The 16,656-nt window shown below is 33.8% G+C and carries 19 protein-coding genes; 7 read left to right on the top strand and 12 right to left on the bottom strand.

Annotation, left to right across the window (positions count from 1 at the left end):
* Nucleotides 1-3: 3 nt before the first annotated feature.
* The 11 genes from Cop2CBH44_RS06360 to tsaB all read right to left on the bottom strand — a co-directional run bounded on the left by Cop2CBH44_RS06360 (nucleotide 4) and on the right by tsaB (nucleotide 10,775).
* Nucleotides 4-546 carry a DUF4924 family protein gene (locus tag Cop2CBH44_RS06360; RefSeq protein WP_021931454.1) on the bottom strand — a complete coding sequence of 181 codons (543 nt, stop codon included), beginning with the start codon at nucleotides 544-546 and terminating at the stop codon, nucleotides 4-6.
* Between the two features lie 12 nt (nucleotides 547-558).
* On the bottom strand, nucleotides 559-1,476 hold the full coding sequence (locus tag Cop2CBH44_RS06365) for a hypothetical protein (protein WP_021931453.1): 918 nt from the start codon (nucleotides 1,474-1,476) through the stop codon (nucleotides 559-561).
* A gap of 190 nt (nucleotides 1,477-1,666) precedes the next feature.
* Entirely contained in the window at nucleotides 1,667-1,981 is a 315-nt protein-coding gene (locus tag Cop2CBH44_RS06370; RefSeq protein WP_021931452.1) for a chaperone modulator CbpM, read from the bottom strand.
* A gap of 17 nt (nucleotides 1,982-1,998) precedes the next feature.
* Nucleotides 1,999-2,907: a DnaJ C-terminal domain-containing protein gene (locus tag Cop2CBH44_RS06375; protein WP_044229432.1), complete on the bottom strand. Its 909-nt coding sequence runs from the start codon at nucleotides 2,905-2,907 to the stop codon at nucleotides 1,999-2,001.
* A 297-nt stretch (nucleotides 2,908-3,204) separates the two neighbouring features.
* Nucleotides 3,205-4,944: a thiamine pyrophosphate-dependent enzyme gene (locus Cop2CBH44_RS06380; RefSeq protein WP_200755740.1), complete on the bottom strand. Its 1,740-nt coding sequence runs from the start codon at nucleotides 4,942-4,944 to the stop codon at nucleotides 3,205-3,207.
* Nucleotides 4,945-5,034: 90 nt separating this feature from the next.
* Nucleotides 5,035-6,306 (bottom strand): MFS transporter, encoded by a 1,272-nt coding sequence (locus Cop2CBH44_RS06385; protein WP_021931449.1) that lies wholly within the window; start codon nucleotides 6,304-6,306, stop codon nucleotides 5,035-5,037.
* A 4-nt stretch (nucleotides 6,307-6,310) separates the two neighbouring features.
* On the bottom strand, nucleotides 6,311-7,069 hold the full coding sequence (locus Cop2CBH44_RS06390; protein ID WP_200755741.1) for a sulfite exporter TauE/SafE family protein: 759 nt from the start codon (nucleotides 7,067-7,069) through the stop codon (nucleotides 6,311-6,313).
* A 508-nt stretch (nucleotides 7,070-7,577) separates the two neighbouring features.
* Nucleotides 7,578-8,099 carry a ribosome maturation factor RimM gene (gene rimM / locus Cop2CBH44_RS06395; protein ID WP_200755742.1) on the bottom strand — a complete coding sequence of 174 codons (522 nt, stop codon included), beginning with the start codon at nucleotides 8,097-8,099 and terminating at the stop codon, nucleotides 7,578-7,580.
* Complete coding sequence (murA, locus tag Cop2CBH44_RS06400; RefSeq protein WP_044229424.1) at nucleotides 8,100-9,404, bottom strand: UDP-N-acetylglucosamine 1-carboxyvinyltransferase; 1,305 nt, start codon at nucleotides 9,402-9,404, stop codon at nucleotides 8,100-8,102.
* 47 nt (nucleotides 9,405-9,451) lie between these two features.
* Nucleotides 9,452-10,060 carry a DUF4290 domain-containing protein gene (locus tag Cop2CBH44_RS06405; RefSeq protein ID WP_021931444.1) on the bottom strand — a complete coding sequence of 203 codons (609 nt, stop codon included), beginning with the start codon at nucleotides 10,058-10,060 and terminating at the stop codon, nucleotides 9,452-9,454.
* Between the two features lie 19 nt (nucleotides 10,061-10,079).
* The gene (gene tsaB, locus Cop2CBH44_RS06410; protein WP_021931443.1) at nucleotides 10,080-10,775 is read right to left on the bottom strand and encodes a tRNA (adenosine(37)-N6)-threonylcarbamoyltransferase complex dimerization subunit type 1 TsaB; all 696 of its coding nucleotides are present in this window, start codon (nucleotides 10,773-10,775) and stop codon (nucleotides 10,080-10,082) included.
* A gap of 111 nt (nucleotides 10,776-10,886) precedes the next feature.
* Here tsaB and Cop2CBH44_RS06415 point away from each other — a divergent pair, with 111 nt between their 5' ends.
* Genes Cop2CBH44_RS06415 through Cop2CBH44_RS06445 form a run of 7 tightly spaced genes read left to right on the top strand, consistent with a single transcriptional unit; the run spans nucleotide 10,887 to nucleotide 15,025 of the window.
* Nucleotides 10,887-11,759, top strand: a complete 873-nt coding sequence (locus Cop2CBH44_RS06415; protein ID WP_044229412.1) for a YicC/YloC family endoribonuclease — start codon at nucleotides 10,887-10,889, stop codon at nucleotides 11,757-11,759.
* Nucleotides 11,760-11,801: 42 nt separating this feature from the next.
* A complete protein-coding gene (gene gmk / locus Cop2CBH44_RS06420) occupies nucleotides 11,802-12,371 on the top strand; it encodes a guanylate kinase (protein WP_021931441.1) in 570 nt (189 codons plus the stop codon).
* A 6-nt stretch (nucleotides 12,372-12,377) separates the two neighbouring features.
* On the top strand, nucleotides 12,378-12,965 hold the full coding sequence (gene nadD / locus Cop2CBH44_RS06425) for a nicotinate (nicotinamide) nucleotide adenylyltransferase (RefSeq protein ID WP_021931440.1): 588 nt from the start codon (nucleotides 12,378-12,380) through the stop codon (nucleotides 12,963-12,965).
* Nucleotides 12,966-12,968: 3 nt separating this feature from the next.
* A complete protein-coding gene (locus tag Cop2CBH44_RS06430) occupies nucleotides 12,969-13,598 on the top strand; it encodes a DUF5063 domain-containing protein (protein WP_021931439.1) in 630 nt (209 codons plus the stop codon).
* On the top strand, nucleotides 13,573-14,223 hold the full coding sequence (locus Cop2CBH44_RS06435; RefSeq protein WP_246469185.1) for a 3'-5' exonuclease: 651 nt from the start codon (nucleotides 13,573-13,575) through the stop codon (nucleotides 14,221-14,223). Before Cop2CBH44_RS06430 ends, Cop2CBH44_RS06435 begins: the two co-directional genes overlap by 26 nt.
* Nucleotides 14,224-14,236: 13 nt before the next feature.
* Complete coding sequence (locus Cop2CBH44_RS06440) at nucleotides 14,237-14,473, top strand: hypothetical protein (protein WP_021931437.1); 237 nt, start codon at nucleotides 14,237-14,239, stop codon at nucleotides 14,471-14,473.
* A 27-nt stretch (nucleotides 14,474-14,500) separates the two neighbouring features.
* Nucleotides 14,501-15,025 (top strand): hypothetical protein, encoded by a 525-nt coding sequence (locus Cop2CBH44_RS06445; RefSeq protein ID WP_200755743.1) that lies wholly within the window; start codon nucleotides 14,501-14,503, stop codon nucleotides 15,023-15,025.
* 410 nt (nucleotides 15,026-15,435) lie between these two features.
* Here Cop2CBH44_RS06445 and Cop2CBH44_RS06450 read toward each other — a convergent pair whose 3' ends face one another.
* On the bottom strand, nucleotides 15,436-16,563 hold the full coding sequence (locus tag Cop2CBH44_RS06450; protein ID WP_200755744.1) for an SPOR domain-containing protein: 1,128 nt from the start codon (nucleotides 16,561-16,563) through the stop codon (nucleotides 15,436-15,438).
* Between the last annotated feature and the right edge of the window lie 93 nt (nucleotides 16,564-16,656).

Consider the following 16,656-nt stretch of genomic DNA (forward strand, 5'->3'; position numbering starts at 1 on the left):
CTTTTATAATTCTAAATCACCTGCTTTTTCTTGCTTGTACTTTTCGGAAAGAAGAGTCAGAAAAGTAGTGATCTGCTTAATAGCTATTTGTGTATTTTCCGAAAGTTCTTTTTTCTGCAACTTTAATAATAGCACTCCATATAAAGCATTAAAACAGGTTTCAATTTCTCCCACCTGTTCACTTCCTGATTTACCTCTCAACTCTACGATATAAGGTAAAGTTTTGAAAAAAGAAGCTCCATAAAAAGGTTCACGAGGAGACTTTAAAAGTGCTAAATGTAAATCAGTCAAATCAATAATTACATTTTTATTCAATTGTAAATGCCCCTTTTTCTCTACACCTTCAGAACGCATCATCTCAATCAAACTTTCATACCAGTCACGCATCTCTTTTTTCTTCTCATCCGAGATATCATATGGGTCTATAATATATTTTTGTATAGCATCAATATCCAATTTATAGACTCGTATTAAATCCTCTATCTGCCACATATACAGCAGATATTCTGCGATATTTTCTTTTTTCTTCTGACTGGCAATTATCATGATATGTATCTGTTATTCATTTACAAATTCCGACACTAATTGATAAAAATCTTTATCATTTACTCCCAACTGACGGCTTGCTAAACGTGCGGCATTGAGATCACAGAGAAAATCCTCATCACTATGGCACACCGGTATCAATCCATAACGCGTGTCCAAACAAACCTGACCTGCATTCTCCATTATTTTATGCGAAGAATAAGGTATGGCTGTAATGTCTTCTCGCACTGAACCAGCTAACTCTTGCAAAAACGGAATATTCTGATTATATATAAATTTCCCATCTCGTTCAATTGACGCCACCATTTCCTTTAAAAGATTTTTATAAGACTCCAACGTCGGAAACGTTTCAGAAGCATGCCATTTTACATCTGGTAATAACAATATATGAGGACGATATAGATGATGTGTTGGCTTTTTTTCGAACATGTAGGTATCTGTCTCATCTCCCTCTAAAAGTATTATGCGAGCATCATAACTCAGCACTATACGTTTTTCAAGTCCTTTCATTTCATTCATCACAACATAATCGCACCTCATATTCTGACGAACAACTGCTCGATAAATCATTGACAAAATACGAGTCGGATATCTTACATCACTAATCACGACTCTTATCTTATCTTTTGCCATGCGTAAGATAAAATCAGGAAAAGCAACCACCAACAAACCTTGTTCCCTTGCTTTTTTTATCTCAGGATGTTCTGCCGTAACTTGCAAAGATGGTACTACATAATCTATCCTCGGACGCGACGATACTGTAAAATATGATAATTCTTCCAGTAAAACATCACTCTGCAAAAGTTCCTGTGCCTCAGGAGAATCATACTTTACACCAGAACAGCTGACATCGTACCCCTTGTTTTTTAGCGCTATTGCCAAACGATACATATATGAATCACCTGCTGAAACTACATGAACTCTTTTCATACAATTTTATCTCTCCTTTATTTAACTATTCCAAAGGCAATAATTTTCTCCAAATTCAGCGCAAATTTAATATAAATAGGGCTAAGCTCCGCACTTTCACACATGTTTTTCACACAAAATATTCAGACACTTTATTCATAGTACTACACTCACTCGATGTACAACAGCTGTCCTAAAGCTATAACTTATCCTACTCATCAAAAGGAGAAAAATATTCTGTTTCAAACAGTTGCAATCTAGACTTCAAATCGGATATTTCCCGTTGCATATCTTTTATACGATCCAGCAAATGATGTATCGTATCTATCCCTTCGATATTTATTGACAAATCATAATACATACGCGTATATTGTTCAAGTTCGCGTAATTCGGATGCAACAATATATTTTTCATCTTCAATTGTCTGTAAACTAATCAGCCCCTCTGATTCAAGCATTTTGATAAATGAAGGGTCAACATGACAATTCTGACAATACTCACTAATTACAATTAAATCTGTCTGCATAATTACATCCTTTTAATTCACGATTTCTTCAATTCTTCAAATAATTGTTTCTGTTTTTCCGACAAATTTGTCGGAATAGAAACACTATACGTAACAATCAAGTCCCCAAACTGACCTTCTTTCTTATATACAGGAAACCCTTTCCCTTTCAAACGAACTTTCGTACCAGGTTGAGTACCAGGTTTTATTTTTAATTTCACTCGACTTTCCATTGTATCTACTAATTGATCTCCACCCAACACAGCCGTATATAAATCAATGTTTGAAGTGATATATAAATCATCGCCCAATCGTCTAAATACTGGATCCTCTTCTATCACAAAAGTTATATATAAATCTCCCGCAGGACCTCCATTCATACCAGGACCTCCTTGTCCCGGAAGTTTTATAGTTTGATCATTTGCAACTCCCGCAGGCACAGTTATACGAATATTCTTACCATTTACCGTCAATATCTGCTTATGAGTTTTAGAAGCATCTCTCAATGATAAATGCAGCTCAGCAGTATAATCCTGCCCTCGAAATCTTGCAGATTGATGCCGACTTCTCGCCCCTCCTCCAAACATTTGTTCAAAGAAATCAGAGAATTCTCCTGTATCTCCACTTCCAAATCCTTGAGATGAAGACCAAAATCCCTCACCTCCTCCAAAACCTCCACTTTGCTGATTATACCTCTGCCTCTGTGCTTCAAATTCATCTGCATGTTTCCAGTTCTCTCCATACTGGTCGTACTTTTTTCTTTTTTCGGGATCGCTTAACACTTCATTCGCTTCATTAATCTCCTGAAATTTTTTATGTGCAGAAGAATCATTGGGATTCAAATCAGGATGATATTTTCGTGCCAGCTTTTTATAAGCCTTTTTTATCTCTTCCTGAGTAGCACTTTTATCAATTCCCAAAATTTTGTAATAATCGATATATGCCATAAATTATTTATTTTTATCTTGATTCATAATTATTAAACAAATAAGAAGTTTTTTCTTTATCCTTCTTCTATTATTCTTTTTCTTAATCATGAAATATACAACAAAACATATACCAATCTTTAAGGAAACTTATTTATTATAATCATATTTAAGTTAATATTATATATGTCTCATACTCATATAAAAAATCCATATAATGAAAAAGATATTTTGTCACAACTATAATAAAAATGTCAGTTAACAAATTAGAGTGGAAATCTATTTTCATTCTACACCGCCTCCATCTTAAACTTACATTTAAAAAATCTCATTTATATGTTTGTAATTCGACTGTATTGTATCAAGTACTTCTTTAGTCTTCCCATTCATTATCAACTTAAACATAGATTGAGCAAAACCGGTCATCTGTCCAAGCTCAATTTTAGGAGGCATTGCCAAAGCATTAGGATCAGTCATTACATTTATCAAGACCGGACCTTCACTTTTTATAGCTTTTATAAGGACTGGAGACACATCTTCAGGGTTAGAAACTGTATATCCCTTCATTCCCATAGCTTTTGCTATGATTTCAAAATCAGGATTATACATATTAGTCTGCCAATCAGGCAACCCGGCCACTTCCATCTCTAATTTTACCATTCCTAATGCCCGATTATTAAATACGATAATCTTAATAGGTAATTTATATTGTACAATAGTTGCCATATCACCTAATAACATAGATAATCCTCCATCACCACAAAGTGCTATAATCTGACGTTCTGGATATGCCAAAGCTGCGCCAATAGCCTGAGGCATAGCATTAGCCATAGAGCCATGATTGAAAGAACCTAACATTTTACGTTTGCCTGTCGCTTGCAAATAACGGGCCCCCCAAACACAAGTCATTCCCGTATCGACCGTAAATATGGCATCTTCTGCAGCGACAGAATTAATCTCGGACATGACATACTCTGGATGTATCTTATTATTATCTCCCCTATCCCTTACATAAGACAGAAGATGCTGTTTTACTTTTCTATAACCCTCCAACTGCTCTTTCAAAAAAGAACCATCTGTCTTTTGCTTAATATGAGGCAACAACGTCTGCAAAATATTTTTTACATCACCACAGATTCCCATATCAACTTTAGCCCGACGTCCTATCCGATTAGCCTTTATATCTACCTGAACAATTATATTATCCTCAGGCATAAAAGGTGTATAAGGAAAATCTGTTCCCAATAATAACAATATTTGAGCTTCATGCATACTATTATAGCCTGAAGGCATGCCCAATAGTCCTGTCATCCCCACTTCATTCGGATTATCATATTGTATCTCCATTTTACCCTTAAATGAATACGCTACCGGAGCATTCAGTCTTTGAGATAATTCTACTACTTCTTGATGAGCATCCTTCGCTCCTATACCACAATATATCGTAATCTTGTTTGCCTTATTCAACCACTTAGACAACCGTTCTACCCAAGATTGCTCAAGAACAATATCTGACGACATATCGTATGTAATAAGAGAACTATCCACAGGTTGGCACTCTGTCGCAGCTAAATCTCCAGGTAGTCCAACAACAGAAACACCCCTTAAGGTCACCGCTGTTTGCATAGCCGCTTGTAGCATTCGAGGAAACTGTTTTGGTGTAGTAGCCATTTGATTATAATAACTACAATCATCAAACAATTTTATGGTATTAGTTTCTTGAAAATAACGAGTTCCCATCTCATAAGTAGCAACAGTCGATGCAATGGCCAATACAGGTGCACCTGAACGATGAGCATCATATAAGCCATTAATTAGATGTACGTGCCCCGGTCCACTACTACCCGCACAACAAGCCAATTCTCCTGTCAACTGAGCCTCAGCCCCAGCAGCAAACGCACCGGTTTCTTCATGTCGTACATGTATCCACTGTATTTTACCATTTTTTCGAACTGCGTCATTTACTTCGTTCAAACTATCACCTGTCACAGCATAAATACGTTTTACTCCTGCATCGGCTAACATTGAAACCAATAACTCTGCTATTTTTCCTGCCATATAATATTTTTTAGTTATACATCAAATGTTCTGAAATAAATAACAGATAGTATTCATAAAAAGTTTATATATTTAATCTTCAGGTAATTCCTATTTTATTTTATATCCTGATAAAGCATAAAAAAGGACATAAACTTCTCCCAATACAATCAATCCCCAGGTCCAACGCCAAATCCCCGACAAAATATCTGCGCTGATGCCTTGTAACAAAGGTATTATTCCGCCTCCAATAACTCCAATCATCAATATTCCAGATGCTTTGGCCGTATATGGCCCAAGTTTGTCTGTAGCTAACGTAAATATAGCTGGCCACATAATAGAATGAAACAACCCTATTAAAGTCAATATCCAAGGATTATTAAATATAATAGTCAATAATAAAAAAAAGATAGCTCCTACTGCACCAGTTAATAGTTGCCTCTGAGAAGATACATTCTTAAGAAATGAGCCTATCAAACGTCCTATCAATAAAAAGCCCCAATAAAGAGCAGCCATATGTGTCGCTTTCAAAGCAAAAGAATGCCCCAAGCTTACAGCATACATATTTATATTTGCTCCAACAGCAACTTCAATGCCTACATATATACCCAATGCCCAAAGACCAAGTCGTACTCGACGAAAACTCCATATTGATTTTTGCAAAGGAATAGTTTGAGTATTAGTATTTTCCGGTAAATCCGGAAACTTTATACGGCTTACTAATACAGTTACTAAAATCATAATTAATATTATAATAAAAACAGGGAATAGAAATTGTGAGGAATTAACATCAGAAAGGGAAACATTATAAAAAATAAAATGACTAACCATCAAAGGGGCAATAGCCATACCGATAGAATTTACCGAACCTCCAATCATCTGTCTTTGTAATGCTGTAGTATTTCCTACAGAAGAAACGGACAAATATAAATTAAGAACTACCTGTAATACTGCAGCCGAAATTCCAATAACAAAAGAACCTATTAAAAAAGTAAAAAAACCTAATGGTATTTCAGTCTCTATTATAATTAATTTTACAGGAATATAAAGATGCTGTAATACAGCCAACTCATATATTTCCAAACCTGATATTAATATAATCAAAGCTAAAAGCATAGTTCTTCGATAACCATATAATTCCAGCCAACGAGTAGCAAATTTCTCAGAAAAAGGATAAGCCAAAAACCACGAAAAATTCAATAATGTTACCAAAGCATTTGTTATATTTCCTTCTTTAGGCAACATAGACGATCGTAAAGGTATCTGAAATTGCTGATTAATCACAGTAAAGACCCCCACAATAAAATACATTATCAGCATAACGTCAAATACCCATATTTTTTTCAATGCTGTTTGCTGTAATGTAACTTTACCCTTCTCCATAAAATCACATTCTTATAAAAATAATGTATAATGCTGACAAAATAAGTAATATCAATAATATACTCCGTATCAGTTTAGGACTCCAAGATGTAACAAATCGAACTCCCCAATACCCTCCTAACGCACTACCGGTTCCCATAACCAAACCATATAACCAATCTATTTGCTGATGCCAAGCGAAAATCAACAATGCAATCGGTAAAATCAAAAAATTAAGAAATAATTTCAAAGCATCACTTTTGACCATACTATTACCTACTTTCAAGACCAACACAGCCAAAATAAGATAAGTAAATCCAGCTTGAATAAATCCCCCATAAAATCCAATAATAAAAAAAACAAGTATATCAATAAAATTAAGTTTATAATTCAAGCTTTCATTTTTTTTCTTTGTCCATTTATCCGGTTGAAAAAAAAGAACCGTAATCATAAACACAATCAATACCAAGATTGAAATATTCATTATCATCTCAGTCAGATATACCGAAGCTACCCATGTCCCCAAGACAGCTCCCAATATAGTAGGTATCGCCAATCTCCATCCTTCTTGTATATCCAGTTGTCTCTTCTTTTTAAAAAACACTAACGAACTTATATCCTGAAATAAGATAGCCACACGATTCGTTCCATTAGCGACCTGAGCAGGCAATCCCAAAGCCAATAAAATAGGTAAAGCAAATAAAGAGCCTCCCCCTCCTACAACATTTATTACACCACAAAGTATACCTCCTACTAATAATAAAAGAATTGATACCAAATCCATACCAAATATGTTTTTACTTCATAAAACATATAGGATAGAGCTTTTGTTTATATTTCATTTATTCAAATAAATACTTTTAAATAAATAATTTACATGACGATTTTAACCAACAATAATCTACTGTCGCCTAAAAATATACAAAACACAAAAAAAATTATAACTAATAAAAAAATAAGAATCTATTTTTTGCTGCTGGTTCATTCAATGATAAAATATAATTCTTTCTATTTTGCACATTGAAAAATTTTCATTGGACTACTTATTGAAATCGGCTGAGACTATAATGGTAATATCTTAGAAAATATTTATATTGTATACAGAAAATAAACTGAACGTTATACAAATAATAATTTAGAGAACTTTGATGATTAAAAATATTTAAAGATTTTAATACATATCTTTAGAAGGCTGACTACTACAAACTTATGTCAATTTTTAAATAAAAATCTACTCCAGCTACTTCTCATAAATAAAATACTCAAAAACATTTTAAATCCAAAAATACTCTTTATAAAGACAATAACCCTTGTGGCAAACGCATATGTATAAACCTATTTTCTTCGTCAATAGATAAAATAAAATCATCATTAGCCGGGACTAATAACTCTTGCCCTGAATAATCAACTTCAAACAAAACATTGACCGTAGAATCATCTACTCCTATTATTTTGCCTAATTCTCCCTCTAATTCTTCTACAATAGTAAAACCTATAAAATAATCTCCGGGAGCCTGAAATTCATCTTTGTTATCTTTTAAATAAGACTTCGGAAAAAATACAGATAGATTAGTAAATAACCGAGCATCTTCATCATTATCAACACCTTCCAATTTCATCAACACCGTAGTATCACTCTTAAAACGATATTCTTCAATAAAAAAAGGGACAAAAATACCCTCTATTTCACAAACGATATAGGGACAATCTTCTCGATCAAATATATCGTCTGTAAAAGTGAATGACAATTCTCCATGTATCCCATGCGGTTTATTAAAAAAACCGATTTTTATAAGTTCTTCTCTATCTATCATTTATATACGTGTAATGCGAGCCCCTATTCTATTCAAACGCTTATCTATATCCTGATAACCCCTGTCAATCTGGTCAATATTATGTATCGTACTTGTACCATCAGCCGACATTGCAGCAATAAGCAGAGCAATCCCCGCCCGTATATCCGGTGATACCATAGTAGATGCTCTTAAAGTATGTGCATGTCCCTGTCCTATTACAGCTGCACGATGAGGGTCACACAAAATAATTTGAGCTCCCATATCAATCAGTTTATCGACAAAAAACAATCGACTCTCAAACATTTTCTGATGTATAAGCACACTCCCTTTAGCCTGAGTAGCCACTACTAAAAAAACGCTAAGCAAATCAGGTGTAAGACCCGGCCAAGGAGCATCAGAAAAAGTCATAATAGATCCATCAATAAACGTTTCTATCTCATATGTATCATGACAAGGAATATGTATATCATCCCCATTTTGTTCGACAATAATACCTAAACGCCGGAAACTATCAGGAATAATACCCAAATCATTATATGAAACATTCTTTAAATTAATATCCGACCCTGTCATCGCTGCCATACCAATAAAAGAGCCCACTTCTATCATGTCAGGAAGCACAGTATGTTCACAACCCGTCAAATAATCAACGCCCTCAATAGTCAGTAAATTCGAGCCTATCCCCGAAATCCGAGCTCCCATATTATTTAACATTCTTGATAGTTGCTGCAGATAAGGCTCACAAGCAGCATTATATATAGTCGTTATACCTTTAGCCATTACGGCAGCCATAAGTATATTAGCCGTACCTGTAACAGAAGCTTCATCCAGTAACATATAAGCTCCCCTCAATTCCTTTGCCGTAATCTCATATAATTGTTTATCTGGAGAATAACAAAAATCCGCACCCAACTTTTGTATTCCTAAAAAATGCGTATCCAAACGTCGACGGCCAATTTTATCTCCACCTGGTTTGGGTATAACAGCCATTCCGAAACGGGCAACTAACGGTCCCACAATCATTACAGACCCCCGAAGAGAACCACTTCTTCTCAGGAAATCTTCGGTATGCAAATAATCCAAATTTATATTTTCAGCTTTAAAGCTATATGAATTCACGCCAATATGTTGTACTTCTACACCCATATCACGTAATAGCTGTATCAAATTATTCACATCGAGAATATCGGGTATGTTATAAATCTTTACTACCTCAGGAGTGAGCAAAGTCGCACAAATTATTTGTAGTGCCTCATTTTTAGCCCCTTGGGGAACAAGATCACCTTTCAAACGATGACCGCCTTCTATTACAAACGATGCCATAACCTTTTACAATTAGATTTATCTCCGGAAAGATACAAAAAAAGCGGTTATCGTCCCGCTTTTCTTACATTATTATTTTTCTTATTCGTATTATTTTTTTGAAGGAACTCTTTCGCATCTTTCAATTTATAAGTTTCAGGATCAAGATTTATTTTCCCATGAGAATACTCTCGTAAATCTTTTAATATTTTGTCATCCTCAACACCTTCCTTATTCCAAGTAAGAAATGACTTTTTCATATGATTCGCTAAAAGAGAAATCAATTGATCTCTTTCTGGACCATCAGGCATCTCAACAGCCTTCTCAATCATTCCCTCTATAGCCTTTCCATAATGACGATAACGAATAGGCGTAAGAGCATAAGGTACAGTATCAGGACGCGTATATAAATTCTCCTTCTTGATAATCTCATACGGATAATCAATATCAAGCTTAAAATCAGACATAATTGCCAAATGGTCCCACAGTTTATGCTTAAAATCATCGACATCCCTTAAATGTGGGAAAAGATTTCCCATAATATTTATAATTGTGTTGGCACATCGAGTACGCTCTTCCCGGTCTTTTAACGCAACACAATGATCGACCATCTGCTGTACATTACGGCCATACTCCGGCATAATCAATTTTTTAAGCTGTGTATTATAATCAAGCATCTGTTTTGAAGTTTAAAAATTAAAGAACTTTATGTTTGGGTTTAGTTGCAACAAATTCCTTTAAATAAAAAGGCTCAAAATAGGCTACATCCTGAAATTCCCGATTTCGAAAAGCCCTTTCGGATAAAGCTAACATATCTGCTGCCAACGGATGTATATTTTCAATAAACAATGCATTCGGATGAGAAGAAAATATATCTTTACACTTTTCCGAACCATTACCAAAAAAATAAACTTTATGTTTATCTAATATATCTCGATATGAATTTTTATCTATAATATCAGCAGAAACAGCTTTTTTCGGTTGTAATGTCATATTATAGATTGCAGAATACACTTCCATACGTCGAGCATCAATCATGGGACAAAAAAGTGCATCTTCGGCATGCATTCCCTGAAACATTACTGCACATACCATTATCTCTAATGTTGGCACTGCAATCAAAGGTATGTCAAAGCCAAAACATAAACCTTTTGCTTCAGAAACTCCTATACGCAACCCCGTATACGAACCTGGGCCGCAACTTACAGCCACAGCTTCGGGTTTAAGGTCATACTTTTGCGCCACATTTAAAGCCTCGTGGACATACTTTCCTAAACTCGCAGCATGAGACGGGCCTTCAAAATTCTCACGGCGAAAAACTATCTGCCCTTCGCACGTAAGTGCCACTGAACAAACAGTAGTAGAAGTCTCTATATTTAATATGCAAGGCATCTCCTAAATTCTTAATTATGTTATATAAGTTTGGCAAAATTAGTCTTTTTTTCCGACTTTATTGTTTTCGGATACAGAATTAAAATTAAATTTGCAAAAACATTCAAAACAATGATACAATCTATGACTGGATTCGGTAAAGCTGTTACCGAACTACCCAACAGAAAAATAACCGTTGAAATAAAATCTTTAAATAGTAAACAACTCGATTTGTCTACTCGTATACCTGCTATTTACAGGGAAAAAGAAATGGATATTCGAGCCGAAGTAGGACGCCGGCTGGAACGAGGAAAAATAGATTTCAATATTTATGTAGAAAGTCTTGGCAGAGAAACAAGCACCCAAATCAATCAGCCAATTATAGAAAACTATTATAATCAAATCAAAGACGTTTCAAAAAATATAGGTATTCCCCTACCCTCTGACTGGTTCCAAGTATTACTCCGACTACCAGACGCTATAAAAACAGAGATTACAGAATTGGAAGAAGAAGAAACCGAAGCTCTTATGCAAACGGTAAACAGAGCACTTGACCAATTACAAGAATTCAGAATACAAGAAGGGGAAATGCTTCAACGTCTTTTCAATGAAAAAATAACCAACATCGCAACTCTATTACAAGAAACAAATGTCTTTGAGCTCGAACGTATCGATAAAATTAAGTCACGGATAAATGATGCATTAAGCAAAATCGAGAACTTCGATTACGATAAAAATAGATTTGAACAAGAAATGATTTTCTACATCGAAAAATTAGATGTCAATGAAGAAAAACACCGCCTTGATAATCATTTAAAATATTTTATCGAAACAATGGAAAATGGTAAAGGGCAAGGAAAAAAATTAGGATTTATCAGTCAAGAAATAGGAAGAGAAATCAATACTTTAGGTTCCAAATCGAATCACGCAGAATTACAGAAAATCGTTGTACGCATGAAAGATGAATTGGAACAAATCAAAGAACAAGTTCTAAATGTAATGTAAACTTGATATCTTTTTAAACATTCATTTTAATGCTTATTTAATATGCAAGGTAAACTCATTATTTTCTCAGCCCCATCTGGCTCTGGAAAATCAACTATTATCAATTACCTGTTACAACAAAATTTAAACTTGGCATTTTCTATCTCAGCAACCTCAAGACAACCCCGAGGTAATGAAAAGAATGGTATTGAATACTATTTCCTTTCCCCTGAAGATTTTAAACAGAAAATTGCCAATAATGAATTTCTGGAATACGAAGAAGTATACACAGACAAATTTTACGGAACATTAAAATCCGAAATCGAACGTCTAACCGATAGTGGTCAAAATGTTATTTTCGACGTTGACGTAAAAGGAGGCATAAATATAAAAAAATTTTATGGTAAACGGGCCCTTTCAATCTTTATTCAACCACCGAGTATCGAAACTTTACGAAAACGCCTGATTAGCCGAGGTACCGATGCTCTTGAAGTTATCGAATGTCGGTTAGCAAAAGCTGAATATGAATTATCTTTTGCACCTCAATTCGATATTGTCATTATAAATGATAATTTGGAAACAGCCCAAGAAATAGCAACAAAAAAGATTAGAGATTTTATAAACAAACCATAAACAAGAATGGAGAGAAAGATAAAAATAGGACTATTCTCCGGCTCATTTAATCCTATACACACCGGACATTTAATTATTGCTAATTACATGTGCCAATTCGAGGATTTAGATGAAGTTTGGTTTATCGTTTCTCCTCAAAACCCTATAAAAGATAAATCAAGTCTCCTTTGTGATGAACATCGAGTGGCAATGACAGAATTAGCAATAATTGGACATTCTTATTTCAAACACTGCGATATAGAATTAACTATGCCTCGACCTTCATATACAATACATACGTTGGATGCTTTGCGAGCTCAATATCCTGAAAACAATTTTTATTTAATAATAGGCGCTGATAACTGGTTAAAATTTGACCTGTGGAAAGATGCCAAACGTATTCTTAACGAATACAATCTTATTATCTATCCTCGACAAGGATATCCTATAGAAAAAAACAACACGACTAAAAAAAATATAACTTTCTCAAAGGCTCCGATAATAGAAATTTCTTCGACCTTTATTCGTGATGGACTGAAACATGGAAAAAATATGAACTATTTTATCCCTGCGAATGTATATAATTACATTATAAAAAATAAGCTATACCTCTAAAATATGAATGAAAATATATATGATAAAAACATCATTGAATTTGTTACAGTTGGAGTTGAATTTTGTTCTTTTATAGAACAAGCAAACGAAACTTCGCGTAATGCATTCACCGATACTGCTATCAAAATACTACCACTACTTTATCTAAAAGCTACATTACTGCCTAATTGCGAAAGTAGAACTGACTTATCGGTAGAACATTTTGTAACAGAAAGTATTTATGAATACATTCGTTCCAGTATCAGTAGAATATTTGGTGAGCATGATTCCTATCTCGAAGTATTCCAAACAGACATGCAATATAGCGAGACTCCTATCATTGCTAACATATCAGAAGATATATCCGATATATATCAGGATATAAAAGATTTCATATCAATTTATAGTCTTGGCAATGAAGAGGCTACTCAAGAAGCTTTAGTCTATTGTAAGGAAAACTTTATTTCATATTGGGGACAAAAACTAGTAAATGTTTTAAGGGCGCTTCATAATCTACACTTTAGCCAAAACGAAGATGAAAATGATAATGTCATAAATTATCAAAATGGAAATAAACATGATTTTCTCACTCAACAGCAAAATATCTGGCGTGAAGAAATGGACCTGGATGAATGGAATAAATGGAATGAATAAAAATATAGCACCTATAACTATCAGCAAAGAAGCAATTTCACAAATGGAACAAGTCCTGTTTCCCGGTCGTATCATTGTTGTACAAACTCCAGAGGAAGCACGGAAAGCGGTATCGTATTTATCAAAATTTCCCATACTAGGCTTTGATACCGAAACTCGCCCATCTTTTAAGAAAGGGCATTCCCATCAAGTAGCTCTTATACAAATTGCAACAGAAGATACTTGTTTTCTTTTCAGAATCAATCAAATTGGATTCCTCGATTCGATAAAAGAACTACTTAATAATGAGCATATTACAAAAATAGGTCTATCTATACACGACGATTTTGCAATGTTACATAAAATATCAGATTTTGTTCCACAGAACTTCATTGAATTACAGAAGTACGTAAAGCGCTTTAATATACAAGACATGAGTTTACAGAAAGTCTATGCTATCATATTCGGTAAAAAGATTTCGAAATCACAACGCTTGTCAAACTGGGAAGCAGAAACCTTAACTGATGCCCAAAAAAAGTATGCGGCTACAGATGCATGGGCATGTATAGAAATATATAAAAGATTACGTTCAGGTAAATTTACTAGACAAATTCGAGCTTCTCAAAACAATACATCTATTTCTTAAAATAACTCACATTATGAAAAAAAGAAATATCATCACTATTATATTACTTATTTACTTGGGCATAATGGCTTATATCGGTTGGCCCAATTACATAGATGAAGGACGTTACTGGGAATACGCAGGAATCATTGCTGGTACTTTAGTTGCTATTTTTGCACTCCGGTATGTACAAGGCAAAAAAGAAAAAATGCGCAACTATTATAAAGAAAAATCAGAAAAAAAGACACATAATACAGATTCAAAAAAATAATATATCTACCTACTAAAAAGAATGATTATGAAACGTTTTTTATGTATGGCCATAATTATTTTTTTATTTATCCCGAAAATAATGGCCCAAACAGAAAAAGGGAAATGGATGATCAACCCCGAAATTACCACATTTGGAGTGGGAGGTACAGATAACGATAAAAGTAAATCCAATCGTTTTAATTTTGGATTAGGATTCAAAGGCGGCTCCTTTATTTACGATGATCTTTTAGTGAATGTAGGCATAGGATTTGATATAAATAAACAGGAAAAATGGAAAGACAACAGCCTTCAACTTAGTGGAGGATTGAAATATTATATTTTATCTCATCTTTTTTTAGGTGCTGAAATTGGCTATGAACGTGAATGGTTACGAGATTATGAGGGGAATAAAACATTAAAAAATAATTACTTTTTCTTCGGGGCAGATTTAGGATATGCTATTTTTATAACCTCTAATATATCTATAGAACCTGCAATCTACTGGAAACATAGTTTTGCTGATCGCCTCAATCAATACGGATTCAAAGTAGGATTTGGTTTATATTTCTAATTATCAAAATATAAATATATCATTAAATGACGAAGCATGTTATCATGGCGAAAAACATTACTACATCAGTTAGCTTAATACCCCCTTTTATAAAAAGATAATGTTCTTATCAGGTAGCAATTAATATTACCGGATCATGTCTTCACCCTAATAATGGCAGCAAACTTGACAACAACAGACTTGATATATAGATTCTGCAACAATAACTCAATGAAAAAATTAGACTTCAAAATGATTTAGAATTATAATTCTAATATAATAACATCCAAAACTGAATATCTTAAAATTTATAAAATAACCAATACTAATTGACCAAGAACAGAAAAGCGAGTAGAAATATTCCCACTCGCTTTTCTGTGTCAGATTCCTCTCTAAAGAAGAATGTTTATCATGAACAAAAAACTCCATTTTTATTTATTAATCAAAATCCACACATCTCCAAAACGTTTAGGATATTTACTTCGAAGTTCTTTACACATATCATATGCCAAACGTCCACTATTATATCCCGCGATAATAACCCGATACATTCCCTTTTCATTTTGAGCAATTATAGGTTTATACCCTTCTTTCTCCAAATTAGTCTGTAAAGTCAAGGCTTTCTCCTTATCTTCAAAACTACCTACTACAACATTATAAGGATAAAATTTTACAGATGAATCCTTCGAATCTTTGGTATCGCTCATTTTCTTTAATGTCTCAATGCGTGTATTCAAGGTATTTACCTTATTTCTTAATTTACTATTTTCTGAATTTAAAGCATCTAATTGCTCCTGTAGAGATATTAATTCTGTACTATCCGTTTTTTCGACAATTACCTTTTCTACCGGTTTAAAAGTATTACTCGTTTCATTTGCATAAGAAGCATATCCTTGCTTCTTAAATTTATAAGTCAATCCTAAAGTTACACCTCCTATTATATCTCCTCGACTACCTGTTTTTCCATCAAAATCATTATTCATCCAAACAAACTGTGCATTCAAATTAAGATCCCAATGATAAGAAAGGCAGAATTTATTAATTAATCCAAAATGTGTAGATTGGCTTATATTATCAAAATTCTTATCTGTTATAAACCCAACACCAGCATATATAACAGGTTCATATATTCGTTTAGGGGAATATCCTCCAAACAAACTACCCATATTAAACATTGCATCTACATGAGGAGATCCCGCATACCACTGTTGTTTATAATAACCAGCTTTTTCTCCAATAACATACTTACCACTTTTCAAAGATGAAGCACCCTTCAATTTCCATGCATCAATTTCCAAACGAACTCCCAACCAAGGAACAACCCACTTTCCAAAAGCAATATTGCCTGTCCATCCTATACGATCAGCAAAATCCATTGATTTATTATTTTGTCCTAAATAGACATTTCCTCCTCCATTGAGCGTAATAAACCAATTATGACCCATATAATCAGATATTTTCGGTTTATAAAAATCAGAGTCATACTTTTCCTCATCATTTTTTGCAAATAATGAGAAAACAATAAATAATGTAAAAACAGATACAAATAATCTTTTCATACTTATAATCCAATTTTATATATTACCATTAATTATCACTTTTTTTGCAACTAAATTAACACAAATTCTTCAAATAATCATATATTTTTCTAT

The sequence above is a fragment of the Coprobacter secundus subsp. similis genome, from assembly GCF_015097275.1.
GTDB classification, from domain to species: domain Bacteria; phylum Bacteroidota; class Bacteroidia; order Bacteroidales; family Coprobacteraceae; genus Coprobacter; species Coprobacter secundus.